Origin of the sequence: Aeromonas sp. QDB39, assembly GCF_027707585.1 — a bacterium.
GTDB lineage: Bacteria > Pseudomonadota > Gammaproteobacteria > Enterobacterales > Aeromonadaceae > Aeromonas > Aeromonas hydrophila.
In genome coordinates this window covers 237,540-261,444 of sequence record NZ_JAPCIV010000001.1, presented here as the reverse complement: position 1 = coordinate 261,444, position 23,905 = coordinate 237,540, and the positions used below count along the sequence as shown (strand labels likewise).

17 protein-coding genes are annotated in these 23,905 nt (G+C 64.3%); 9 read left to right on the top strand and 8 right to left on the bottom strand.

The features are described 5' to 3' along the window. Positions 1–231: 231 nt before the first annotated feature. A complete protein-coding gene (gene asnS / locus PG899_RS01160; protein WP_077097993.1) occupies positions 232–1,632 on the bottom strand; it encodes an asparagine--tRNA ligase in 1,401 nt (466 codons plus the stop codon). Positions 1,633–1,825: 193 nt separating this feature from the next. Here asnS and PG899_RS01155 point away from each other — a divergent pair, with 193 nt between their 5' ends. Continuing rightward, complete coding sequence (locus tag PG899_RS01155; RefSeq protein ID WP_190283653.1) at positions 1,826–2,176, top strand: hypothetical protein; 351 nt, start codon at positions 1,826–1,828, stop codon at positions 2,174–2,176. On the opposite strand, the gene PG899_RS01150 is transcribed toward PG899_RS01155, so the two are convergent. Beyond that, positions 2,173–3,006, bottom strand: a complete 834-nt coding sequence (locus PG899_RS01150) for a HAMP domain-containing protein (protein WP_043164868.1) — start codon at positions 3,004–3,006, stop codon at positions 2,173–2,175. The two genes, PG899_RS01155 and PG899_RS01150, sit on opposite strands and share 4 nt — an antisense overlap. Before the next feature lie 135 nt (positions 3,007–3,141). Then, the gene (bioA, locus tag PG899_RS01145; RefSeq protein WP_179101524.1) at positions 3,142–4,416 is read right to left on the bottom strand and encodes an adenosylmethionine--8-amino-7-oxononanoate transaminase; all 1,275 of its coding nucleotides are present in this window, start codon (positions 4,414–4,416) and stop codon (positions 3,142–3,144) included. A gap of 191 nt (positions 4,417–4,607) precedes the next feature. On the opposite strand from bioA, the gene bioB reads away from it, so the two are divergent. The 5 genes from bioB to htpX all read left to right on the top strand — a co-directional run bounded on the left by bioB (position 4,608) and on the right by htpX (position 9,430). After that, positions 4,608–5,696: a biotin synthase BioB gene (gene bioB, locus PG899_RS01140; protein ID WP_045529651.1), complete on the top strand. Its 1,089-nt coding sequence runs from the start codon at positions 4,608–4,610 to the stop codon at positions 5,694–5,696. Then, positions 5,693–6,889: an 8-amino-7-oxononanoate synthase gene (gene bioF, locus PG899_RS01135; RefSeq protein ID WP_077097985.1), complete on the top strand. Its 1,197-nt coding sequence runs from the start codon at positions 5,693–5,695 to the stop codon at positions 6,887–6,889. Before bioB ends, bioF begins: the two co-directional genes overlap by 4 nt. Next, positions 6,879–7,682 (top strand): malonyl-ACP O-methyltransferase BioC, encoded by an 804-nt coding sequence (gene bioC, locus PG899_RS01130; protein WP_077097983.1) that lies wholly within the window; start codon positions 6,879–6,881, stop codon positions 7,680–7,682. Before bioF ends, bioC begins: the two co-directional genes overlap by 11 nt. Before the next feature lie 82 nt (positions 7,683–7,764). Next, entirely contained in the window at positions 7,765–8,445 is a 681-nt protein-coding gene (bioD, locus tag PG899_RS01125; protein ID WP_011705390.1) for a dethiobiotin synthase, read from the top strand. 112 nt (positions 8,446–8,557) lie between these two features. Continuing rightward, positions 8,558–9,430 (top strand): protease HtpX, encoded by an 873-nt coding sequence (gene htpX / locus PG899_RS01120; protein ID WP_270696816.1) that lies wholly within the window; start codon positions 8,558–8,560, stop codon positions 9,428–9,430. A 59-nt stretch (positions 9,431–9,489) separates the two neighbouring features. Here the strand turns inward: htpX and PG899_RS01115 are convergent, their stop codons facing one another. Both PG899_RS01115 and PG899_RS01110 read right to left on the bottom strand, forming a co-directional pair. Next, positions 9,490–11,202: a methyl-accepting chemotaxis protein gene (locus PG899_RS01115; RefSeq protein WP_077095604.1), complete on the bottom strand. Its 1,713-nt coding sequence runs from the start codon at positions 11,200–11,202 to the stop codon at positions 9,490–9,492. Positions 11,203–11,424: 222 nt separating this feature from the next. After that, positions 11,425–13,239, bottom strand: a complete 1,815-nt coding sequence (locus PG899_RS01110; protein WP_077095603.1) for a hybrid-cluster NAD(P)-dependent oxidoreductase — start codon at positions 13,237–13,239, stop codon at positions 11,425–11,427. A 391-nt stretch (positions 13,240–13,630) separates the two neighbouring features. Here PG899_RS01110 and PG899_RS01105 point away from each other — a divergent pair, with 391 nt between their 5' ends. Both PG899_RS01105 and nifJ read left to right on the top strand, forming a co-directional pair. Next, on the top strand, positions 13,631–15,277 hold the full coding sequence (locus tag PG899_RS01105; protein ID WP_190283652.1) for an NAD(P)-binding protein: 1,647 nt from the start codon (positions 13,631–13,633) through the stop codon (positions 15,275–15,277). Then, positions 15,274–18,849: a pyruvate:ferredoxin (flavodoxin) oxidoreductase gene (nifJ, locus tag PG899_RS01100; protein ID WP_077095601.1), complete on the top strand. Its 3,576-nt coding sequence runs from the start codon at positions 15,274–15,276 to the stop codon at positions 18,847–18,849. Before PG899_RS01105 ends, nifJ begins: the two co-directional genes overlap by 4 nt. A 74-nt stretch (positions 18,850–18,923) precedes the next feature. Here nifJ and PG899_RS01095 read toward each other — a convergent pair whose 3' ends face one another. Then, the gene (locus tag PG899_RS01095) at positions 18,924–21,425 is read right to left on the bottom strand and encodes a penicillin acylase family protein (protein ID WP_077095600.1); all 2,502 of its coding nucleotides are present in this window, start codon (positions 21,423–21,425) and stop codon (positions 18,924–18,926) included. A 187-nt stretch (positions 21,426–21,612) separates the two neighbouring features. On the opposite strand from PG899_RS01095, the gene PG899_RS01090 reads away from it, so the two are divergent. Next, positions 21,613–22,728: a helix-turn-helix domain-containing protein gene (locus PG899_RS01090; protein ID WP_077095599.1), complete on the top strand. Its 1,116-nt coding sequence runs from the start codon at positions 21,613–21,615 to the stop codon at positions 22,726–22,728. 76 nt (positions 22,729–22,804) lie between these two features. On the opposite strand, the gene PG899_RS01085 is transcribed toward PG899_RS01090, so the two are convergent. Both PG899_RS01085 and PG899_RS01080 read right to left on the bottom strand, forming a co-directional pair. After that, complete coding sequence (locus tag PG899_RS01085; protein WP_011705396.1) at positions 22,805–23,020, bottom strand: YdcH family protein; 216 nt, start codon at positions 23,018–23,020, stop codon at positions 22,805–22,807. 286 nt (positions 23,021–23,306) lie between these two features. Continuing rightward, positions 23,307–23,897: a hypothetical protein gene (locus tag PG899_RS01080; RefSeq protein ID WP_077095598.1), complete on the bottom strand. Its 591-nt coding sequence runs from the start codon at positions 23,895–23,897 to the stop codon at positions 23,307–23,309. Between the last annotated feature and the right edge of the window lie 8 nt (positions 23,898–23,905).

Below are 23,905 nucleotides of genomic sequence, written 5' to 3'. Positions count from 1 at the left end.
CGCTTTTTGATTTAACGTCATAAAAACCACGTATTAACGTTTTTGTTATTTTGCGGGCAGTAAGTGGCAGCGTATGGGGCTCAACGGCTGGCGCGGGGCGGGTGTGTCAGCAAGGGGGCATGACGGAGGGCGGCAAGAGTGATTAATTGTGGTGCTGGCAAGGCCGTCCGGCCGCCGGACGGGCAACAAAAAGCCGACCCTGAGGTCGGCTTTTAAGGCAAAGTACTGTAATCAGAACTCGGCGGTGCGCGGGGTGCGCGGGAAGGGGATCACGTCGCGGACGTTGCCCATGCCGGTCACGTAAACCACCAGGCGCTCGAAGCCCAGACCGAAGCCGGAGTGGGGCACGGTACCGTAGCGGCGCAGGTCGCGATACCACCAGTAGTCTTCCTTGTTCAGACCCATTTCGGCCAGACGGGCATCCAGCACGTCCAGACGCTCTTCACGCTGGGAGCCGCCGATGATCTCGCCGATGCCCGGGGCCAGTACGTCCATGGCGGCGACGGTCTTGCCGTCGTCGTTGAGACGCATGTAGAAGGCCTTGATGTCTTTCGGATAGTTCTTCACTACCACCGGGGACTTGAAGTGCTCTTCGGCCAGGTAGCGCTCGTGCTCGGAGGAGAGGTCGATACCCCAGGAGACCGGGAACTCGAAGCTCTTGCCGCAGTTTTTCAGCACTTCGATGGCATCGGTGTAGTCAATCTGGGCGAAGTCGGAGGTAACGAAGCGCTCCAGACGACCGATGGCGTCCTTGTCCACGTGCTGGGCGAAGAACTCCAGATCGTCGCGGCGCTCGGCCAGTACGGCGTTGAAGACATACTTCAGCATGGCTTCGGCCAGGGCGGCGTTGTCTTCCAGATCGGCGAAGGCCACTTCCGGCTCAACCATCCAGAACTCGGCCAGGTGGCGGCTGGTGTTGGAGTTTTCGGCGCGGAAGGTCGGCCCGAAGGTGTAGACCTTGGACAGCGCACAGGCGTAGGTTTCGACGTTGAGCTGGCCGGATACGGTCAGGAAGGTCTCTTTGCCGAAGAAGTCCTTGTCATAGTCCACCTTGCCTTGCGGGGTGCGCGGCAGGTTTTCCATATCCAGGGTGGAGACGCGGAACATCTCGCCTGCGCCTTCGGTGTCGGAGGCGGTGATGAGTGGCGCGGCGATCCACAGATAGCCCTGCTCGTGGAAGAAGCGGTGGATGGCCTGGGAGAGGCAGTTGCGTACCCGGGTCACGGCGCCGACCACGTTGGTACGAGCGCGCAGGTGGCCCTGCTCGCGCAGGTATTCGATGCTGTGACGCTTGGCAGACATGGGGTAGGTATCCGGATCTTCGACCCAGCCCACCACCTTGACGTCGGTGGCCTGCAGTTCGAACGCCTGGCCGCTGCCCTGGGACTCGACCACCAGACCGGTCACTTCCACCGAGCAAGCCGTGGTCAGACGCAGCACTTCATTCTCGTAATTGGCCAGGGTATTGGGGACGACTGCCTGTACCGGATGGAAACAGGAGCCATCGGAGATGGCCAAAAATGAGATCCCCGCCTTGGAATCGCGGCGGGTCCGGATCCACCCTTTGACTGTCTGGGTGGTGCCGACCGCATACTTACCGGTCAGCACATCTACTACGGATGCGTGCGTCATCGAAATATTGTCTCCAGCTTGTTCTTGCAGCGCTATTTGCAACACTTGGGGTCTGGCCCGGGCAATCTTGGCCCATCATGGCAGACTAAGCCGTCAATCTTACCCGCGCAGGTTTGATAAACAAGCAAAAATGTCGGACTCTGGGGGGGATTTCGGCGCCTATCGGCGGATTGGCAGGCCAGTTGGACGGGGGATGGACGTGAAAGAGCGGCGACGGGGGCCGGACCGGCTGACACGGGTGTTGCAGGGGCTGGTGATGCTCTGCTGGGGCGGCTTCATCGTCCTGCTCTCTCTCTACCACTTCGCCAGACCACAGACGGCCTACGGTTTTTTGGTCTATGGCGGGGTCAGGGTACGCCAGAGCTGGGATCCCCAGCTCACCCCCTGGCTGCTGCACGGGCTATGGGGTTGCTGCCTGCTGACCCTGGCGGTGCTGCTGGCGGAGCGCCGACGCTGCCGGCGGCAGGAGGACACGGGGCGGGTGCACCTGACCATCTTGCTGCTGATCCTGCTCGCCAGTCTGCTGTTCTACTACCTGGGCTAGCCCTCTTTTCTTCTCTCTGTCGCCTTCTGCTCGCTCCCCTCCATCGGCGCGGCGGGTCGTTTGCCGAGCTGACGCTCCACGCTGTCGAGCATCTGGTTGTAGGCGAGCGCCACCCGACCGATTTCGTCCCCTTCATCCCCTTCCAGCCGGTGGCCGAAGTCGTGCAGGTCGGTGGCCTCCTCCATGGAGCGGGTCAGCTGGTTGAGGGGGCGGACGATCCAGGTGCGAATGACCCAGAGGGTCAGCAGCAGCCCCAGGCCGAAGATGACGGTGAGGCTCAGCGCCGAGGTGAGGATGTTCTGCTCGACCCGGGTAAACAGGGTGTCGAGGGAGTAGTCAAAGCGCACCGCACCCAGCACGGTATTCTCCGGCACCAGGTGGCAGCTGGTGCAGTCGGTGCCGCGAAAATCCTTCTTGGCCAGCAGCGGGCGGGTCACCACCAGCTTGCTGTGCATGCCGTCGTGTACCACCTCCAGGCTGCCCTTGCCGGCCAGTGCCAGCTCATCGAACCTGTCCTTGGGCTGCTCGCTCTGGTGGCCAGCCCCGTACTGCTTGCTCACCGCCTCGCTGCGCACGATGCGGGCATCCTCCACGTGGGCGTGCTCGAGAAACTTGCCGCGCAGGGTGTCGCGGGCATCCATCTTGCCGGTCAGCATCAGCATGTTGAGGCCGTCGAAGTAGGCCTCGGTCTGTTCGCGGCTCTGCTCCTTGATGAGGGTCAGGATCAGGTCGCGCTCGCGCACCGCCTGATAGGCGGCGGAGAACACCAGCACCATGGAGAAGATGAACAGCAGGAAGAAGTTGATTTTGGCAGCAATGGAGAGGCGCATGGGAACGGTACATCTGTTGGGTAAAACCCGCGCAGTCTACGCGTCTTGGCCGCCTGGGTCTGGTGTCTCGCTCACATTCTGATGAAAAAGAGTCAAAAGACCCTGCCTGGTCGGGCAGGGCCTGCCACGTCTGACTCAGAACTCGCCGCTGTGGATGGCGGCGGTGATGGCGTTGGTCAGCACGGTTAATTGTGCCGGGCTGATGACGAAAGGGGGCATCAGATAGACCAGCTTGCCAAACGGGCGGATCCAGGCACCCAGTTCGACGAACTTGCGCTGGATGCGCGCCACGTCCACCCGCTCCTTCATCTCCACCACCCCGATGGCGCCGAGTACCCGTACATCCGCCACCGCCGGGTGCAGGGTCAGCGCCACCAGTTCGGTTTTGAGTTGGTGCTCGATGGCGCATACCCGCTCCTGCCACGGCGAGGCCAGCAGCAGATCGATGGAGGCGTTGGCCACGGCGCAGGCCAAGGGGTTGCCCATGAAGGTGGGGCCGTGCATGAAGACGCCGGCCTTGCCGTCACACACGGTGCGAGCCACATGCTCGGTAGTGAGCGTGGCCGACAGTGTCAGATAGCCGCCGGTGAGCGCCTTGCCCAGACACATGATGTCGGGGCTGATGCCGGCCCAGTCACAGGCAAACAGCTGGCCGGTGCGGCCAAAGCCGGTGGCGATCTCGTCGGCAATCAGCAGCAGGCCGAACTCGTCGCACAAAGCGCGCACCCACTGCAGGTAGCGGGGATGATAGAAGCGCATGCCGCCGGCGCCCTGCACGATGGGCTCGAGCACGATGGCGGCGATTTCCTCGTGATGATCGGCTACCAGGGTGGCGAGCTCCACCACGCACTGCTCGTCCCACTCGGCGTGGAAGCGGCAGCTGGGCGCTTCGACAAAATGGTGCTCGGGCAGGAAGCCCTTGTAGAGCTCGTGCATGCCGCCATCCGGATCGCAGACGCCCATGGCGCCGAAGGTGTCACCGTGATAGCCACCGCGCAGGGCGACAAACTTGGCCCTGGGCGTCCCCTTGGCATGCCAGTACTGCTGCGCCATCTTGAGCGCCACCTCTACCGCCACCGAACCGGAGTCCGCCAGAAACACCCGATCCAGCCCAGCCGGCGTGATCTCCACCAGCTTGCGGCACAGATCGACGGCGGGGGCGTGGGTGAGGCCGCCAAACATCACGTGGGACATCTTGCCAAGCTGGGTAGTGGCGGCGGCATCGAGCTCCGGCACCTGATAGCCGTGCACGCAGGCCCACCAGGAGCTCATGCCATCCACCAGTTCGCGGCCGTCGCTGAGGGTGAGGGTCACTCCCCTGGCACTGGCCACTTCATAGCAGGGCAGGGGATGGGTGAGGGAGGTATAGGGGTGCCAGACGTGGTGCAGGTCGAATTCTTGATTGGTCATTTTATATTCTGTTGTCAATTGATTTGATCTGGTCGGTGTTGACAGTCTACGCGCGCTCTCTACACTAGCCAACAATTTCAGCCACTTGGCTGCGTGCAACCCGACTCGGGGGCAGGCCGGGTGGCGGCTTCTGTGTTTGCCCATGCAAGCTGGCGGCGCAGGATCCCACTTATAACAATTGGAAGCCATGTATGAATGCTGTCACCGCGGGCGCTCACGCCCTTCGTCACGACTGGACCCTCGCCGAGGTTCAGGCCCTGTTTGCCCTGCCATTCAACGATCTGCTGTTCCGGGCCCAGACCGTGCACCGTGCCCATTTCGATCCGAACGAAGTACAGGTGAGCACCCTGCTCTCCATCAAGACCGGTGCCTGCCCGGAGGATTGCAAGTACTGCCCCCAGAGTGCCCGTTATCACACCGGCCTTGAGGCCGAGCGGCTGATGGAGGTGGAGAAAGTGCTGGAGCGGGCCCGCGAAGCCAAGGCCAACGGCTCGTCCCGCTTCTGCATGGGGGCCGCCTGGCGCAACCCCAAAGAGAAGGACATGCCCTACATCCTGCGAATGATTGAAGAGGTGCGCGGGCTCGGCATGGAGACCTGCATGACGCTCGGGATGCTCACCGCCGATCAGGCGGCGCGCCTCGGTGCAGCCGGCCTTGACTACTACAACCACAACCTCGACACCTCGCCGGAGTTTTACGGCGACATCATCACCACCCGCACCTATCAGGACCGGCTCGATACCCTGGAGCATGTGCGCGGCGCCGGCATGAAGGTCTGCTCCGGCGGCATCGTCGGCATGGGCGAGCAGGCAAAAGATCGGGCGGGCCTCTTGATGGCGCTGGCCAATCTGCCGCGCCACCCGGAGAGCGTGCCCATCAACATGCTGGTCAAGGTGAAGGGCACGCCGCTGGAGAACCAGGAGAACCTCGATCCGTTCGAATTCATCCGCACCATCGCCGTGGCACGGATCATGATGCCGGCCTCCCACGTGCGCCTCTCCGCCGGGCGGGAGAAGATGAACGAGCAGATGCAGGCCATGTGCTTTATGGCGGGGGCAAATTCGATTTTTTATGGCTGCAAGTTGCTGACCACCCCGAACCCGGACGAAAACAGCGACATGCAGCTGTTCAAGCGGCTCGGCATTCGCCCCGCCCAGCGGGCCCAGAAGCCGGATCAAGTACAAGAAGAGGAGCTGCTGGCCGAGGTGAGTCGCCAGAGCGAGCCCGCCGAAATGTTTTATGACGCCACCCGCCCCCGTGCAGGGGCCGCGCGGTCATGAACGGCCCTGCAGCAACGGGCCCCTTCGGGTTGAGCGCGGCGCTGGCCGAACGCGAGCAGGCGGGCCTGCTGCGCAGCCGCATCGCGACCGACGGGGCGAGTGGCGGACGGCTCAGGGTGGCCGGGCGCGATTACCTCAACTTTTCCGCCAACGACTATCTTGGGCTGGCGGATCACCCCGCCATCAAGGCTGCCTTCAAAGCGGGGATTGAGCGCTATGGCGCGGGCGCCGGCGCCTCGCCGCTGGTGACCGGTTACAGCCGGGCCCACCAACAGCTGGAAGAGACGCTTGCTGACTGGCTGGGGGTGGAGGCGGTGCTGCTGTTCAACTGCGGTTTCTCGGCCAATCAGGCGGTGCTCAAGGCCCTGCTCGGCAAGGAACACCTGCTGTGGCAGGACAAACTCAACCACGCCTCCCTGCAGGAGATGGGCAGTCAGCTGCCCTGCAAGATGAAGCGCTTCGGTCACAACGACATGGCGGCCCTTGAGCGTCAACTCGAGCCAAGTCGAGGCTTGATCGTCTCGGAGGGGGTGTTCAGCATGGATGGGGATCAGGGCCCCTGGCGCGAGCTCGCAGCCCTGGCTGCCCAGAGCGGCAACTGGCTGATGATCGACGATGCCCACGGCCTCGGCGTGCTGGGGCCACAAGGGCGCGGCACCCTGGCGGCCCAGGGGGTTGCTCCTGCCAGCGTGCACATCCAGATGGGCACCTTTGGCAAGGCGCTCGGGGTGGCTGGCGCCTTTGTGGGCGGCAGTCGCGAGCTGGTGGCGTATCTGGTCAACTTCGCCCGCCACTACGTCTACAGCACCCATATGCCGGCGGCCCAGGCCTGCGCGGTGCGCCAGAGCATCGAACTGGTGCGCGCCGCCGACGAGGCCCGCGCCCAGCTTGGTCTGCTGATCACCCGTTTTCGACAAGGGGCGCAGGCGCTGGGCTGGCAACTGGGTGCCAGCACTACCCCCATCCAGCCGCTGCTGGTGGGGGAGAGCATCGCCGCCCTGCAACTGGCCGAGCGGCTGCGCGAATGCGGCGTCTGGGCCGGCGCCATCCGCCCGCCCACGGTGCCGGTCGGCACGGCGCGGCTGCGCATCACCTTGAGCGCGGCCCACAGTGAACAGGATGTGGATCGCCTGCTCGATGCCCTCGGCCCCTGCCCGGCGGACGACGAGAGAGGGGGCACCCATGCTCTATGAGCGTTTTCAGGCGGTCGACAAGGCCCAGCTTGCCCGCCGTTTCGGCGCCGCCGCCCGTCACTACGACGCCCACGCCCGCTTCCAGCAGGAGGTGGGGCAGGCGCTGCTGGAGCGGATGCCGGACAGTCAGGTTGGCACAGATCTGACAGTGAGCGGGCTGGATCTGGGCTGCGGCACCGGCTTCTTCCTGCCGGCGTTGGCCGGGCGTTGCAGCGAGCTGACCGGGCTGGATCTGGCTCCCGGCATGCTGGCGCAGGCCGCCCTTCGCGGCAGCGGCGCCCGCCTGCTGTGCGGCGATGCCGAGCAGCTCCCCTTTGCCGACGAGACGTTTGACTGGGTCTTCTCCAGCCTGGCGCTGCAGTGGTGCGAGCGGCCGGCCCAGGCCTTCGCCGAGCTGCACCGGGTGCTCAAACCCGGCGGCCGGCTGCTGTTCTCGACCCTGCTGGCCGAGTCGCTCTGGCAATTGCGTGAGGCCTGGCGCACGGTTGACGAGTGTGATCATGTCAATCGCTTCCTCAGCCTGCCACAATTGCAGCATGCCATCGCCGCCGGCGGTTTTGCCGCCCCGGTGCTGGAGAGCCTGACCTGGTCGCTCGGCTACCCCGAACTCAACGGCTTGCTGCGCGATCTCAAGGGGATCGGCGCCAGCCAGGTCAATGACGAGCGTCATACCGGACTGAGCAGCCGCCAGCGTCTGCAGCGCCTGAGCCAGGCCTATGAAGCCCATCGCCAACCGGACGGCCTGCTGGCCGCCAGTTATCAGGTGTGCCTCGGCCAGCTGATCCGCCGCTAACCGGTCTCATGGGCCGAGAGAATTGAGAAGCCGCTGCCCGCCATAGCGAGCCCGGGCCGCTGCCCCGTATTGAGGAGTCATCATGGTTAAATCCTTCTTCGTCACCGGCACCGATACCGATGTGGGCAAGACGCTGGTCGCCCGCACCCTGTTGCTGGAGTTCGCCGCGCACGGTCTGCGCTGCGCCGGTTACAAGCCCATCTCCGCCGGCTGTGCCCGCACCCCGGACGGGCTGCGCAATCTCGATGCCGTGCTGCTGCAGGAGGCGGCGAGCCTGCCGCTACCCTACGATCTGGTCAATCCCTACGCCTACGAGCCGCCCATCGCGCCCCATATCGCCGCCAGCGAAGCGCGCGATGCCATTACCCTGAAGGGGTTGTCGGACGGGCTGCGCCAGATTGAACAGGCGGGGGCCGAGCTGGTGGTGGTGGAGGGGGCGGGGGGCTGGTTCCTGCCGCTCGATCGCAAACATCTGCTGTCGGACTGGGTCAAGCAGGAGAACATGCCGGTCATCATGGTGGTGGGGGCCAAACTGGGCTGTCTCAACCATGCCCTGCTCACCTTCGCCGCCATTCGCAACAACAACCTGCCGGTGGCGGGCTGGGTCATCAACCGGCTGCACGGCTCCATGAGCCACTATCAGGAGAATCTGGACACCCTGCGGGGCTTGCTGCCGGCCCCGTTTTTGGGTGAAATACCCTTTGTAAACAATCCGCTCGAGGCTGATCTGCGCGGGCGACTCGACATTTCGCCCCTGCTCTGAATCCGACATTCAGCGAACATTCATAGAAACTGTCTATTATGCCTGACAGGTGTGGCCCGACCGGCAGCGAACTGGTGACGGGCCACGCGTCCATATCTCACAAGGAGTCAATATGAAGCGAATTATGCTATTCCTGGTGACCAACCTGGCCGTCATGCTGGTGCTGGGGGGGGTACTCAATATCCTGTTCTCGGTTCTGGGGATCAACAAGTCCAGCATTTCCGGTCTGTTGGTGTTCTGCGCCGTGTTCGGTTTTGGGGGTTCCTTTATCTCCTTGCTGATGTCCAAGTGGATGGCCAAGCGCAGCTATGGCGTCCAGGTCATCGAGCAACCCCGTAACGAGACCGAGCACTGGCTGGTCAGTACCGTGGCCCGTCAGGCCCGTGAAGCGGGCATCAAGATGCCGGAAGTGGGGATCTACGACTCCCCCGAGATGAACGCCTTCGCCACCGGCGCCCGCCGTGACGACTCGCTGGTGGCCGTGTCGTCCGGTCTGCTTTACAGCATGAGCCGTGACGAGGCGGAAGCCGTGCTGGCCCACGAGGTGAGCCACGTGGCCAACGGCGACATGGTGACCCTGACCCTGATCCAGGGGGTGGTGAACACCTTCGTGATGTTCTTCGCCCGCATCGTGGCCGGCGTCATCAGCAACTTCTTCAGCTCCAACAACGACGAAGAGAGCAGCAGCACCGGTGGTTTTGCCTACATGATCACCGTGTTCGTGCTGGAGATGCTGTTCGGCGTGCTGGCCTCCATCATCGTCATGTGGTTCAGCCGTCAGCGTGAATTCCGCGCCGACGCCGGTGCCGCCAAGCTGGCCGGCCGCGACAAGATGATCGCAGCCCTTCAGCGCCTCTCCCGCGGTGCCGAGCCGCAACTGGAAGGCTCCATGATGGCGTTCGGCATCAACGGCAAGCGCTCCATGAGCGAGCTGTTCATGAGCCACCCGCCCATCGAGCAGCGCATCGCCGCCCTGCGCGGTTAAGCGTACCGTACCAAAGAAAACGGCTGCCCTCGGGCAGCCGTTTTGCTTTGTGCGCTTAGCTACAGCTTGAAGTGGGCCATCTCCTGGCGCAGCAGCCGCGACAGCTGCTTGAGCTTGGCGGCCTCCTGCGAGACATGGCGGGCTGCGTCCCCCGACTGCTCGGAGAGAGAGGTGATGTTGCCGACGGTGGAGACCACCTCGTTGGCGGCGGTGGACTGCTCGCGCAGGGTGTGGCTGATCTCCCCCATCAGGCCGGTCAGGTTGGCGGCGTGGTTCTGGATGCTGGCGATGGCCTCGCCGGTCTGGCTGGCCAGGCTTACCCCGCGGGAGACGTTGTTGACCGTGTTCTCCATGCTGCGGATGGAGGCATCCGCCCCGCTCTGGATCTTGCCGATCATGCCGGTGATCTGCTGGGTGGAGGCGGCCGAGCGGCTGGCTAGGTTGCGCACCTCGTCGGCCACCACCGCGAAGCCGCGCCCCTGCTCGCCGGCCCGGGCCGCCTCGATGGCGGCGTTGAGCGCCAGCAGGTTGGTCTGATCGGCGATGCCGCGGATCACCTCGATGATCTCCGAGATCTGCTGGGTGTGGCTGTTGAGATCCGCGATGCTGCTGGCGGCATTGGAGACGGTATCCGAGATGCTCTGGATGCTGTCGAGGGTCTGCTTGATGACCCCGGAGCCTTCCGCCAGGGTGTTGGCGGAGACCTTGCTCAGCTCGTCGGCGTGGGTGGCGTTGTCAGAGAGGTGGCTGATGCTTACCACCAGCTCCTCGATGGCGGCCGCCATGGTCTGGGTGCTGGTCTGCTGGGAGGTGGCGAACTGGGCGGTCTGTTCCGCTATCTGGGCGATGCTGTCGGCCGAGCCGGAGAGCTCTTCGCTGGAGTGGGAGACCTGGGCGATGATCCCCTTGAGGGTGCCCTGCATGGTGGCGAGCAGGCCGATCAGGCTCTCCTTGGCACCGGCCGGCACCTTGATGGGCTGGGAGAAGTCCCCCTCGGCCAGGTGGTTGAGATCGCTTCTGAGCTGGTCGACCGAGGTGCCGACCAGGTCGAGCAGCGCCTTGTAGGTGCGCCAGAGGAAGAACATCAACACCAGGCCCAGCGCGATGAACAGGTAGCGCAGCATGGCGGACTGGCTGGTGGCATCGTCCACCGCCTGCTGGGTGCGGTGTTCCATCAGGACGTAGAAGTCGTCGATGGGGGACATGATGCGCCCCTTGTTCTGGTGATAGGCCTTGTCATGCATCATGGCGATGGCCTTTTGCTGGTTGGCGGCCAGATCGCCGTCCGTCTGCTGCACCAGCTTGAAGGCGGCCACCTCGGTGTTGACCAGGGCATCCGAGTTGTTCTTGGCCTCGTTGAGCTTGGCCAGCTCCTCCTCGGTAAAGCCGGTGTCCTTCATCAGGTCGATGAGGCCACGGCGCACCTGGCTGTCGGGCCGCGGGTTCTGGCCGTTGGCGGCGACGAAGTCCCAGTAGATGCGGTTGTAGCCCTGCGGCCGGTTCTGCTCCCCGTTGCGAATGGCCAGGATCCGCATGTACTGCTGTTCGTAGGCCGGATCCTTGGTGATCACGTAGGTACGGCCGAGGCGGGTCAAGTCGTCGGAGGATTGCCGCAGTTCATCGGCCAGCAGATAGGATTGATAGCGTTGCTGATAGCTCTGCTCGAGTTGCGTTCCTGACCAGCTGTAGGCAAAAAATACCAGCGACAGCAGGATCAGGGTGACGACGGAGAGCAGCAGGTTGAGCTGAAAGGCGGGTCTGTTCTGTTCCATGGTTTGAGCGTCCTTATTCTCACCGGATAACCCCCTTGGTCAGACGGCAAAGGCCGCTACGTCGGAGGGGTTTTGTTGTTGTTGCTGTGAGTATAGGAGCGGGGCCCGGCAAGGTTGCGGGGGTTTGGAGAAAAGGTAGAGGCGAGGGAAAACGTACCGAAACAGATAGAAAACGGCCGGGAGCGGGCACCCGGCCGGTGGGGTTATCGCTGCTCGATCACCTTATTTGATGACAAGGTCGGTGAGCGGCACGGCGCAGCAGGTGAGGATCTTGCCCTCGGCCCGTTCGGCGGCGGTGATGGCCGGGGCATCGGGGTGATCCACCTCACCCGCGAGCAGGGTCTGCTTGCAGCTGCCGCAGATGCCGGCGCGGCAGCTCCAGGGCAGATCCACCCCTTGCTTGTGGGCTTGATCCAGCACGGTACCCTGATTGTTGCCGGCAAAACTCTGCTTGCCGATGCGCAGTTGCACCGCCTGGTGGGGGCGTGCCACCGAGAGGATGGCGCCGCCAAAGCTCTCCTGGCGGATCCGCTCGGCGGGCACGCCAAGGGCGGTCAGTCTGGCGGCCGCATCGGCCATAAAGCCGTGGGGGCCGCAGATAAACACCTCCCGTCCGGCCAACCCTTTGACCAATGCGAGATGCTCATCGCCGAGTCGCCCCTTGAGCCCCTGCCAGTGCGTATCGGGCTGGCTGAGGATCAGGGTGAGGGTCATGCCCTGCTGCGCCAGGGCGTGCAGTTCGGCGGCGGCGGGAATATCCGCCTCGCTGCGGCACAGGTGCATAAAGTGCACATCGCCAAGCTCCCCGCGCAAGGCCAGAGTGCGGGCAATGGAGAGCATGGGGGTCACCCCCGAGCCTGCCGAGAGCAGCAGCAGGGAGCGCCCGGAGCCTAGGTGAAACTCACCGGCCGGCGCTGCGGCCAGCAACCGGTCACCGGGTTGCAACTGCTGGTGCAGCCAGTGGGAGATGCGACCGCCCCCCACCTTCTTGACGCTGATACTATAACGCTCGGGCCGCTCCGGGGTGGAGCTCAGGGTATAGCGGCGCTGCAGACGCTCGCGCCGCAGACCGAGGCCAATGTCCAGGCTGATGGGCAGATGCTGGCCCGGCAGATAGTCGGGCAGGGGCTCGCCATCGGCCGCCTCGAACCAGAAGGTCTCCAGATCCCGCGCCAGCGGCTCGCGGGCCACGCACACCAGCTCCCGTTTTTTCGGGGCCGCGTTGGGGTAGACGGGGGCGCGGGCGCGCTCCAGCACCTCGATCTCGCTGCCCGCCTCAATCCACCCCTCGTTGAGGGCCACCAGGTTCTGGCCGAAGTAGACCTCGCCATCCTCGCCGCGCCGATAGCGGGTGAGGGTAGCCAGCGGCTCCTTGAGGGCATTGAAGCGATCCGTGCCCGGCTCCACCGTGGTCATGATGCAGCGGCTGCAGGGCTTGGCGACCCGAAACTCCACCTCGCCGATGCGGATCCGTTTCCAGCCGTCCTCCTCGAAGGGGAGGGTGCCGCTCGCCACCAGGTTGGTACGAAACTGGCTCATCTGGTGCAGCGCGTCGGATCTCAGGTTGAGATCCTCCAAAGAAGCCTGGCTTATCAGCAGCAGCGGATAGCCATCGGCAAAGCTGACCCGGGTGCCGGTCTTCTCCCGAAAGCGGGCGGACTCTTCACCGAGCCAGAGCAACTGAACCGGCTCCCCCGCCACCTGGCTCAGCCACTGATCGGCCTGGGGCTGGGTCTGCAGGGCGCTGAAGCTGTCGCTCCAGACTCCGGTGGCCCGAGGGGTGCGGGAAAACTCCCGCTCTTGCAGGATGAGAGGGTCAAGGCCCGGATAGCGCAGCTGCAGACCGCCCTCGATGGGGGTGGCCACCACCTGCTGCAACTGGGGATGGGTGCGGGCGGTGATGAAGCTGCCGTCCGGCTTGACCACCATGTAGCGGCGATCCCCCTGCAGCCCCTCTTCGGTGACCAGGGCGCGGGTCAGTGGCATGCCTGCCGTGGACTTGATGGGGTAGAGATGAATGCTGGCGAGCTTGGGCATGGCCGGGTCCTTGTGCTGTGGTGGTTCCAGTGCAGGAGACAAGATAACGGGAGCTGTTCCGTGCAGCAATCGTTGCAGGAGGGGGGGCCTGATGCGCCAGGCTCACGGGGCCAGATAACGGCGTGGCGTTGCTTGCAGGGCGCGAGCCCGACCGGTGACTCCTGCAGACGGGCAAGATGTTACACGGGTCACGTTGTGCACTCCATACCTCATAAAGTGCAACATTTTTTGATCCTGATCCGTCATTCGGTACACAAATCAGTCCATTATCGAGTCAGCTTCCAGTTTCTAACGCTTTCGCTTCTTCCCCCTCCGGCCACCGTCTGCCAAGGCAAAACGGTATCAAGCGCCATCGGATGGGGCCTGTCACACAAAAAGAAGAAAGCAATGTATGAGCAAACAACTGGATATGACCCCACAGCCGGATCTCTCCCAGAAAACGGGAACAGGCCCGGTCCGTACTCGGCTACCCGTTTGGCGGCCGGCCCTGCCACCTTGCAACCATGCCTGCCCGGCTGGCGAGAACATCCAGGCCTGGCTTGCCCTGGCCGAAGCGGGCCGCTTTGAGGCGGCCTGGCAGCGCCTCATCGAAGAAAATCCCCTGCCTGCGGTCCACGGGCGGGTCTGTTATCACCCCTGCGAAACGGCCTGCAACCGCGCTCAGGTGGATGATGCCGTCTCCATTCACGCCATCGAGCGCTTCCTCGGCGACGAGGCGCTGGCCCGTGGCTGGCAGCCTGCACCGCCCGCGCCCGCCAGCGGCAAGAAGGTGCTGGTGATCGGTGCCGGCCCCTCCGGCCTCTCTTGTGCCTGGCACCTCAACCGGCTCGGCCATCAGGTAGAGATCCGCGAGGCGGGCCCGCTCGCCGGCGGCATGCTGCGCTTCGGTATTCCCGCCTACCGCCTGCCCCGCGAGATGCTGGATCGGGAGGTGGCCCGCATCGTCGCGGCCGGGGTGACCCTGACCCTCAACCACAAGGTGGAAGACGTACTCAAGGCGCGCGACGAGGGGGGCTTTGACGCCGTCTTCATGGCCATCGGCGCCCATCTGGCCAAGCGGGTCGACATTCCGGCCCGCGAGGCGGGCAAGATCCTCGATGCGGTGAGCTTCCTCGAGCAGGCCAGCCTGGCGGAGGAGAAAGGCTTGCCGCCACCCAAACTGGGACGACGGGTGGCCATCTACGGTGGCGGCAACACCGCCATGGACGCGGCCCGTACCGCCCGCCGCCTCGGGGTCGAAGAGGCGATGATCATCTATCGCCGCGACCGGGACCATATGCCGGCCCACGCCTTCGAAGCCGACGAGGCCGAGGAGGAGGGGATCAAGATCAACTGGCTGCGCACCATCCGCCAGCTCGACAGCACCAATATTGAAGTGGAGGTGATGGCGCTGGATGCCGAGGGCAAGCCGGTGCCCACCGGCCAGTTTGAAACTCTCGAAGCGGACTCCCTCATTCTGGCGCTGGGTCAGGAGGTGGACTTGAGCGTGCTGGAGAGCATCCCCGGCGTGCGGGTCAACAAGGAGGGAGTGGTGCAGGTTGGCGAGAACCTGATGACGGACGTGCCGGGTCTGTTTGCCGGCGGCGACATGGTGCCCTCCGAGCGCACCGTCACCATCGCCACCGGCCACGGCAAGAAGGCTGCGCGCCATATGGATGCCTGGCTGCGCGGTCGCCTCTACCACAAGCCGCTCTCCTACCCGCTGGTGGGGCCCGAGCAGTTGCAGCTCTGGTTCCAGACCCATGCCCCTGCCAGCAGCCAGCCGGTCAAACCGCCCTCGGCGCGGGACGACTTTGGCGAGATCATCGGTGGACTGGACGAGACGGCGGCCCGCTACGAGGCGGCGCGCTGCTACTCCTGCGGCAACTGCTTCGAGTGCGACGGCTGCTATGGCAGCTGCCCCGAGCAGGCCATTGCCAAGCTGGGGCCGGGTCTGGGGTATCAGGTGGATGCCGAACTCTGCACCGGTTGCGGTGCCTGCCATGACCAGTGTCCCTGCCATGCCATCGAGTTGCGCCAACCGGAGGAGTCACAATGAAACATGAACTGATCATGGTCGACGGCAACGAAGCCGCGGCCCGGGTGGCGTATCAGCTGAGCGAAGTGTGTGCCATCTACCCCATCACCCCGAGCTCGACCATGGCCGAACTGGCTGACGCCTGGGCCGCGGAGGGGCAGACCAACCTGTGGGGCAACATCCCCACGGTGGTGGAGATGCAGAGTGAAGGGGGGGCGGCCGGCACGGTGCACGGTGCCCTGCAGGCAGGGGCGCTCGCCACCACCTTCACCGCCAGCCAGGGGCTGATGCTGATGCTGCCCAACATGTACAAGATCGCCGGCGAGCTCACCTCGGCGGTGTTCCATGTGGCGGCCCGATCCTTGGCGGCGCAGGGGCTGTCGATTTTTGGCGACCATCAGGACGTGATGGCGGCGCGCAGCACTGGCTTTGCCATGCTCGCCTCCGGCTCGGTGCAGGAGGCGCAGGACCTGGCCCTGGTCGCCCACAGCGTCACCCTGCAGTGCCGGGTGCCCTTCATCCACTTCTTCGACGGCTTTCGCACCTCCCACGAGGTGAACAAGATCACTGCGCTGCACAAAGATGAAATTCGGGCCCTTATCGACAACGACTGGGTGCGCGCCCACCGTTCGCGGGCCCTCAACCCGGATCATCCGGTGATGCGCGGCACCGCCCAGAACCCCGACACCTATTTCCAGTCCCGCGAGAGCGTCAATCCCTTCTACGAGGCGGTGCCGGCGCGGGTGCAGCAGTGCATGGAGAGCCTCGGCGAGCTGACCGGCCGCCACTACCGGCTGGTGGAGTATCACGGTGCCCCCGATGCCACCGATGTCATCGTGCTGATGGGCTCGGGGGCCGCCACCGCCCGCACGACGGTGGATTGGCTCAACCGGCAGGATCGCAAGACCGGGGTGCTGGTCATTCGTCTCTATCGTCCCTTCCCGGTGCAGGCACTGCTCGATGCCCTGCCCGAGAGCGTGCGCCGCATGGCGGTGCTGGATCGCACCAAGGAGCCGGGGGCGGGTGGCGAGCCGCTGCTGCTGGATGTGCAGAGCGCCCTCATCGACGGCTTGCAGCGCGGCCTTATCAAGCGGTTGCCGTGGCTCAGCGGCGGCCGCTATGGCCTCTCTTCCAAGGAGTTCACCCCCGCCATGTGCGCGGCGGTGTTCGAGGAGCTGGCCTGTGATGCGCCGCGTCCGCGCTTTACCGTAGGCATAGTGGACGATGTGTCGGGCCTGAGTCTGGCCTGGCACCCCATCGGCGATCTGGAGCCTGCCAGCCGGGTGCGGGCGCTCTTCTTCGGCCTCGGCGCCGACGGCACAGTCGGTGCCAACAAGAACAGCATCAAGATCATCGGCGAGCTGGAGGGGTTCCACGCCCAGGGTTACTTCGTCTACGACTCCAAGAAGTCGGGCTCGCGCACCGTCTCCCACCTGCGCTTTGGCCCCGAGCCCATAGATGCGCCCTGGCTTATCGAGCAGGCGAGCTTTATCGGTTGCCACCAGTGGGGTTTTGTCGAATCTGTGGATCTGCTGGAGTTTGCCGCCGAGGGGGCGACCCTGCTGCTCAATGCTCCCCATGAGCCCGAGCGGGTCTGGGCCGAGCTGCCCGAGCGGCTGCGCGCCCGCATTCGTGCCCTCAATATCCAGCTCTATTGCATCGACGGCGATCGGGTGGCCGAGCGCAACGGCATGGGCAATCGCATCAACACCATCATGCAGACCTGCTTCTTCGCGCTGGCCGGCATCTTGCCGCGGGACGAGGCGATCGCCCTTATCAAGGAGAGCATCGAGAAGAGCTATGCCCGCAAGGGGCCCGAGGTGGTGACGCGCAACTTCGCGGCGGTGGATGACACTCTGGCTCATCTCCATCAGGTGGCCATCCCGGCCGGTGAGGAGCAGATCAGCGACTATCCGCTGCCGCTGGCACCGGGGGGCAGCGAGTTTGTCCAGCGCGTCACCGGCGAGATGCTGGCGGGGCGCGGCGATCGCATCCCGGTCTCCATGCTGCCGGTGGACGGCACTTACCCCACCGCCACCAGCCGCTTCGAGAAGCGCGATATCGCCCGCGAGATCCCGATTTGGAATTCGGATATCTGCATCCAGTGTGGCAACTGCGTCTTTGTCTGCCCCCACGCGGCGCTACGAGCCAAGTTCTACCATCAGGACTGGCTGGCGAGCGCCCCCGAGGCGGCGCAGTCGGTGCCCGTCACCGCCAAGGGCTTCCCCGACAGTCGCTACACCCTGCAGCTCTATCCGGAGGATTGCACCGGCTGCGGTCAGTGTGTGCAAGCTTGTCCGGTGCGGGCCGGAGCGGATGAAAGCCATGAAGGCGAGCGGGCCATCGCCATGATTGACAAGGCGCCGCATCTGGCCGGCCAGAAGCAGGCGCTGCGCTGGTTCGAGAGCCTGCCCTGGCCTGCCCGCGAGCGGGTGGATTTCTCCACCGTGCGCGGCACCCAGTTCCTCGAACCTCTGTTCGAGTTCTCCGGCGCCTGCGCCGGCTGTGGCGAGACCCCCTATCTCAAGTTGCTGACCCAGCTGTTTGGTGACCGCATGCTGGTGGCCAACGCCACCGGTTGCTCCTCCATCTATGGCGGCAACCTGCCGACCACTCCCTGGGCCAAGAATGGCGAAGGGAAGGGGCCGGCCTGGTCGAACTCGCTGTTCGAGGACAACGCCGAGTTTGGCTTTGGTTTTCGCCTCACCGCCGATCAGCACCACGGTCAGGCGGTGGCGGCCTTGCAGGCGATGAAGGGGGAGATCGGGGTCGAGCTGGTGGAGTCGCTTGTCAGCGCCCCGCAGCGGCTGGAGTCGGAGATCCGCGCCCAGCGCACCCGGGTCGCGCAAGTGCGGGGGCGATTGGAAGAGGTGAAATCCGGCAAGGCCCGCGAGCTGCTGTCACTCATCGATCAGCTGGTGCGCCGCTCGGTCTGGATCATCGGCGGCGATGGCTGGGCTTATGACATCGGCTCATCGGGGCTCGACCATGTGCTCGCCTCTGGGCGCGATGTGAACGTGCTGGTGATGGATACCGAGGTCTACTCCAACACCGGCGGCCAGATGTCGAAATCGACCCCGCTCGGCGCCGTCGCCAAGTTCGCGGCGGGGGGCAAGACGCTGGCCAAGAAGGATGTAGCCTTGCAGGCCATCTCCTACGGCAACGTCTATGTTGCCCGCATCGCCTTTGGTGCCAACCCGCAGCAGGCGCTGCAAGCGTTGCGGGAGGCCGAGGCCTATCCGGGCCCGTCGCTTATCATCGCCTACAGCCATTGCATCGCCCACGGCATCGACATGGAGTTTGGCCTGACCCAGCAAAAACGCGCCGTGACCTCCGGTCACTGGCCGCTGATGCGCTACAACCCGGTACTGCGCAGTGCGGGGCAGAACCCCTTCAGCCTCGACAGCCTGCGCCCCTCCATCCCCCTTGCTACATATCGGCAGGAGGAGACCCGTTATCGGGTGCTGGCCCAGAGCCATCCACAGGAGGCCGAGCGGTTGATGCAGGTAGCGCAAAAAGTGGCGTGGCAGAAGTGGGCCACCTACGAGGAGATGGCCACCCGCGAGGCCAGCCATTTCCATCCGCCGGTGTGATGATTGGGTTAACTCTGCATAAAACGAAGCGGGCCACTGGCCCGCTTTTTTATGACTGGATTGACAGGGCTCGCTCAGGGGTTGGTGGTACGCAGTACCTTGAGGTGCAGGGTGCGCTCCTGATGGGCCGCTATCTCCTGCTCGGTGAAGCGCATGGGCTGCCACTGCTGACGGGCGAACTGCTCGGTCTGATCGGTGAAGTGTGGGCTCTCGGGGTCATGGGACTGGCCGTAGCTCAGGAAGCGCTCCGCCTTGGGGCCGGCGTCATCAAACTGCAGGGCCAGCACGAAGCTGGAACCGTAGTTGGCGCGATAACGCAGCTCGGGCTGGCCGTCACCGTCGTCATCCAGGCTGCGCAGCGTGGTGCCTGCCACGGCCTTGCCGGTCACTATGTTGGCGAGATCCGAGCTGCTGCGCGAAGGCAGATTGGTCTGCACCATGTTGAACATGCCCTCGAACGAGTTGCCTCCCGGCAGCGCTATGGGGCTCAGCCCGGCCGCTTTTTGCACGAACTGCAGTGCACCGAGCTCGGCATCCGGCGCGATACCGGCCGCCTGCAACCGCTGCTGGGCCTGGGCCAGCGCCAGCAGGGCTGGGTCTTCATCCGGCGCGCCGTTCCAGGGGGCCAGCCCGCTCGGCGTGGTGGCGCCATGGGCCGGATCGAAGGGAGTGGCGAACAGGGCATCCTTGATGTCTCTGTGGCCGCTGGTGCGAAACGCCGTCAACCATTCGCGCATCAGGTGGGCGCCGCGGCTCTCCAGCTGATATTCGCCATCCCAGTTGGCGAGTGCATTGCAGCTCGGCGTCAAGTCCAGCGGGCCGCTGGTCAGCTGGATCAGCGGATGTGCCTGGCAGCGAGCCAGCAGGGGATCTCTGAGCTCACGGGCAAACAGGGAGCCGTTGTGGGTCAGTACCCGTTGCAGCGACTGCAGGGTGAAACGCCGATCGGCCCCGGTCAGTCCCATGGTGTCGGGGGTGCTGATGAGCTGGGCGTTGTAGCGGGTACGAGGGCTGCGCACCGTCTGCTCCGGCCCGTAGAGGATGGAGTAACCCTCCAGCGGGGCCGCCAGGTTGGTCAGCCAGTGGCTGCTGTTGGCGTTGTAGACGTAGTCGCTGCGAGTCTGGCGGGGGGCCTGGCTCAGGGGGACAAGGCCGGCAACGCGGGTCTGGCCGCTGTCGACCCACTCGAAATCGGGGTCGTTGCCCGGCAACAGCACGCTGCCCTCGCCATCCAGCCAGATGGGGGCCAGTTGTGGCGTCTGGGAAGTTGCTCGCCACCAGGCTTCTGCCTTGGTGCCGAGGCGGGGCACCTGGGTGGCATCCACATAACTGGCCTGGCCCGTCTTGTCGATCAGCAGTGTATTGACCCAGGGCACCCCCTGATGCTCGGCCAGCGCATCGAAGAAGGCCGGGGTGCTCTGGGCCCTGGCCATGGCCAGCCACTGTTCCAGCATCTTGTAGTTGCCGGCGTTGGCATCGCGGAAGCTGATGGCGCTGCTGCTGGTCCAGCCCAGGCTGGGCGAGAGGGAGGCGAGGTTGACCATGGGGCCGAAGTGGCTGGCATAGACGGTCTGTACATAAGGTTGCAGGCTGCCATCGGCCTGGCGTACCTGTACGGTGATCGCTTTCTGGCTCATCTCCCGCCACTGGTCGCCGTAGCGGTAACGCAGCGGATTGGCGGGGTCCAGGGTGAGCTGATAGAGGGTGAAGCGTTTGGACTGGGAGACGGTGTGGGTCCAGCCCAGCTGCTCGTTGAAGCCGATCAGGATGGCGGGAAAGCCCATCATGGTGGCACCGGTCACGTTGAGCTCCCCCGGGATCTGCAGGTGCTGTTCATAGAATCTGAGTTCGCCATCCCAGGGGAAGTGGGGGTTGCCGAGCAGCAGACTGTTGGCGTTGCTGCTGCGATCCGCTCCCAGCGCCCAGCCGTTGCTGCCGATCCCCTCCGAGGTCAGCAATGCGGCGGGATCCTGCTCGGGCACAGGCAGGGCGGTGCGCGCCTGTGCGCCGCTGCCAGGTGGCTGGGCATTGGCCATGGCGCCGATAAAGCTGCGGCCGCTGGCCAGCTGGGCGAGATCCAGGTGATAGGCCAGCAGCTGGGTCGGGGTGATGGGTTCGACCCACTCGGCCCCGCGACAGGGAGAGGGATAGTCTGCCGGGCCGGCTCGACCGCTGAGTGAGTGGTTGAATCCTGCCACGTAGCCTTCGATGAGATGACGAGCATCCGGCGCCAGCCTGCCATACAGGGCGGCAGCCTGGGCTGGCAGGTCGAGCGAGCGATAGCCCACGTCGGAGAGGAGGTTGCGCTGCTGCTCCCCCGCTCCCAGCCAGCGGGATTTTTCTCCCCGCAACTTCATGATCTGCTCGCTCAGGGTACAGAGGTTCTCTTCGGCATGGGCATAGCCGGCGCCAAAGCCCAGGCTGGCGTAGTCGTTCGCCTTGATGTGGGGAACACCCTGCTCCGTATAGGTGAGGGTGACGTCGTAGTGGCGAGCGGGATCCGGCTCGCTGCTGTTCTCCTGGCAGCCGGCCAGTACGAGGCAGCCGAGCAGGGTAAGGGGGAAGGGCGTTCTCATCTTGGTTCCTTCTGTGGTCCTGACTTGTTATGGTTCTGTTGCTTTTCAGCCGCAGGTGACGGTATTTAAGAACAGCCCCGGTTTGCTGTCGCCCCGCTGGATGGAACCGGTCGAGAGTTGGAAAACACAATAAAAACAAGGATAAGCAGGTACGGCTCGATGGAGCCGCACCTGCAGGAGGACGCATATGCAGTGGGAAGAAGTGGCCGCCGTGCTCAGCCTGAGCTTGACCGGCATGTTGCTGCTGGCCACGCTCGGCTGGCTGCGCCGCATGCGGCGGGATGCCGCTGCCGGTTATCTGCTGGCCCTGCTCAGCCTGAGCGGCTTGCAGGCGCTGGAATATCTCTATCACCAGCAACAGTGGTTCCACCATTGGCCCCACCTGCTCAAGCTGGCGGATCCCCTGGTGGTGATGCTGCCGTTTTGTCTGTACGGCTATATCAGGGCTCTGCAGGGGGAGGCGGTACTCGGTGGCTGGCGTGACCGGCTGGTGCACGGCTTGCCCATGCTGCTGGTTGCCGCTCTGGCGCTGCCCTACTGGTTGTTGCCGGGGGCCGACAAGGTGAGCTGGATCCTGCTTGGCAAGCAGGGGGATGCGCTGTGGCCCGGGGTGATCCTCTATGGCAACCGCTATCTGGCCTGCATCGCCCTGCTGGGGCTGGCTTACTGGTGGCAGCAGCAGCGCCTTGGGGTGGTCAGCCGCAAACCGGCGCTGCGGGCCTGGGTGGCTCAGTTGCAGGGGCTGCAACTGCTGGTGGCCCTGCTGTTGCTCGGCCGCATCGCCTTGAGCTGGCTCGGCTGGCCGCTCTCTACCGTCTATCTGCAGGCTCCCGTCACCGCCTATCTGCTGCTGCAGGTGCTGGCCCATGCCCGCTTGCCCCAGCAGGGCGGCGCGCCGGAGGGGGGCGTGCGCGAGCGAGCTACTGACGCCGCTTCTGAGCCGGTGCGAGATGACGGTCTGCGCCCCCTGTTCGAGGAGCTGGAACGCCAGCTCGGGCGTGGTGCCTACCGGGATCCCGCGCTCTCCCTTGGCAAGCTGGCCGAGGAGTGCGGTCTGAGCCTTCATCAGGCGTCCAGTGCCATCAACGCCTGTTCAGGGGGCAACTTCTACGACTGGCTCAACCGCCATCGGGTGGAGGAGGCCAAGCGGCTGCTGCAGACGAGTGACGAGACGGTGGCCAATGTCTGCTACCGGGCCGGTTTCAACAGCAAGTCCACTTTCAACAGTGCCTTTCGCCGTCACACCGGCCAGACCCCCAGCGAGTTTCGACGCCAGGGGGCGCAAGCAGTAGTCGCCTCCTGATGAGCGGCCAACAAAAAGCCCGGCGTCGGGCCGGGCTGGCAGGATAAGTTGCTTATCCAGGTATTCGTCGAGGCGTCTATTGTGGATGTTGTTTGAGGATGTCGTAGATCTCCTCTTTCAGTTTAAGTTTCTGTTTTTTCAGATCCTTCACCTCGGAGCTGTAGTCGCTGGCGTGATGCTTTTCCAACTTTCTAATCTCCACATCCAGGTCGTTGTGCAAGTCAAACTTCTTTTGGAAATGGACATCACTGCTCTTCAGTTGCGAGATGAGCTCTCTGTACTCTGGGAACATGTAATGCGGCCTCCTTGGTTTCGTTTGATTGTGCCTGCAAGACCAAACTACCGCGTCCCCCGCGAGATAAATGTGATCCGGCTCCAATTCGGGACCAATGAGTTGCTGTATTCGACGGGCGATTTTTAACTGTTTGAATCACAAGCTGATAAGGCTTTTATCGGTAAGCAGAGAGTCTGAAAAGTGCCGGATGGATCACAATTGTGACGGCCGGATGACAGCTTGTGGCCGCCGAGCGGGCAGCAAAAAGGGGCGCAGGGCCCCTTCTTGGTAACAGGTGCGGCGTTTACTCTTTTTTCTTTTTCTTCTCGGGCAGCGGCTTGCCGTCGCGGGCGATCACCTTGCCCACCTCGAAGCCGATCTGCGCCGCCAGCTCTTCCAGATCCGCGGCCTTGGCTTCGTTGCCGATGGCGTACTGGTAGTTGGCGATGGTGAGCTTCTCGGCCACCGTAGTACCCGGGACGATGGGCTCACGCCAGCCCTGACCCACATGGGCCACCAGGGTGCCGTTCATGATGAGCTCGCCGACGATCTCCTGGGTGGGGATGCCCTTGCCGTAGGTGAGGCCCTGCGGGTGCTTCTTGCCGACCAGCGGCTCTTGGCTTGCGGGCATCAGCTTGGTGCGGATCAGCCACTTGGGCGATTTGCTCTTGCCCACCGCCTTGCCGGTCTGGTACTCGTTGATCTTGATGGTCTTGATCATCTGGGCCATGAAGTCCTTGGTCAGCGCTTTTTGCGCTTCGCTGGTTTCATCGATGGCGATGGGGGCCACGTACCAGGTCTGGGCCGCCTGTGCCTTGGGGGCGGCGGGGGCGGTTTGCGCCATGGCGAGCGGGCTGAGCAGGATGGCCGCCAACAAGAGTCCTATCTTCTTCATTGTGATTC

Coding starts and splice junctions, on each gene's coding strand:
- asnS (WP_077097993.1), bottom strand. CDS start 1,632: ATGACGCACGCATCCGTAGTAGATGTGCTGACCGGTAAGTATGCGGTC.
- PG899_RS01155 (WP_190283653.1), top strand. CDS start 1,826: ATGGACGTGAAAGAGCGGCGACGGGGGCCGGACCGGCTGACACGGGTG.
- PG899_RS01150 (WP_043164868.1), bottom strand. CDS start 3,006: ATGCGCCTCTCCATTGCTGCCAAAATCAACTTCTTCCTGCTGTTCATC.
- bioA (WP_179101524.1), bottom strand. CDS start 4,416: ATGACCAATCAAGAATTCGACCTGCACCACGTCTGGCACCCCTATACC.
- bioB (WP_045529651.1), top strand. CDS start 4,608: ATGAATGCTGTCACCGCGGGCGCTCACGCCCTTCGTCACGACTGGACC.
- bioF (WP_077097985.1), top strand. CDS start 5,693: ATGAACGGCCCTGCAGCAACGGGCCCCTTCGGGTTGAGCGCGGCGCTG.
- bioC (WP_077097983.1), top strand. CDS start 6,879: ATGCTCTATGAGCGTTTTCAGGCGGTCGACAAGGCCCAGCTTGCCCGC.
- bioD (WP_011705390.1), top strand. CDS start 7,765: ATGGTTAAATCCTTCTTCGTCACCGGCACCGATACCGATGTGGGCAAG.
- htpX (WP_270696816.1), top strand. CDS start 8,558: ATGAAGCGAATTATGCTATTCCTGGTGACCAACCTGGCCGTCATGCTG.
- PG899_RS01115 (WP_077095604.1), bottom strand. CDS start 11,202: ATGGAACAGAACAGACCCGCCTTTCAGCTCAACCTGCTGCTCTCCGTC.
- PG899_RS01110 (WP_077095603.1), bottom strand. CDS start 13,239: ATGCCCAAGCTCGCCAGCATTCATCTCTACCCCATCAAGTCCACGGCA.
- PG899_RS01105 (WP_190283652.1), top strand. CDS start 13,631: ATGAGCAAACAACTGGATATGACCCCACAGCCGGATCTCTCCCAGAAA.
- nifJ (WP_077095601.1), top strand. CDS start 15,274: ATGAAACATGAACTGATCATGGTCGACGGCAACGAAGCCGCGGCCCGG.
- PG899_RS01095 (WP_077095600.1), bottom strand. CDS start 21,425: ATGAGAACGCCCTTCCCCCTTACCCTGCTCGGCTGCCTCGTACTGGCC.
- PG899_RS01090 (WP_077095599.1), top strand. CDS start 21,613: ATGCAGTGGGAAGAAGTGGCCGCCGTGCTCAGCCTGAGCTTGACCGGC.
- PG899_RS01085 (WP_011705396.1), bottom strand. CDS start 23,020: ATGTTCCCAGAGTACAGAGAGCTCATCTCGCAACTGAAGAGCAGTGAT.
- PG899_RS01080 (WP_077095598.1), bottom strand. CDS start 23,897: ATGAAGAAGATAGGACTCTTGTTGGCGGCCATCCTGCTCAGCCCGCTC.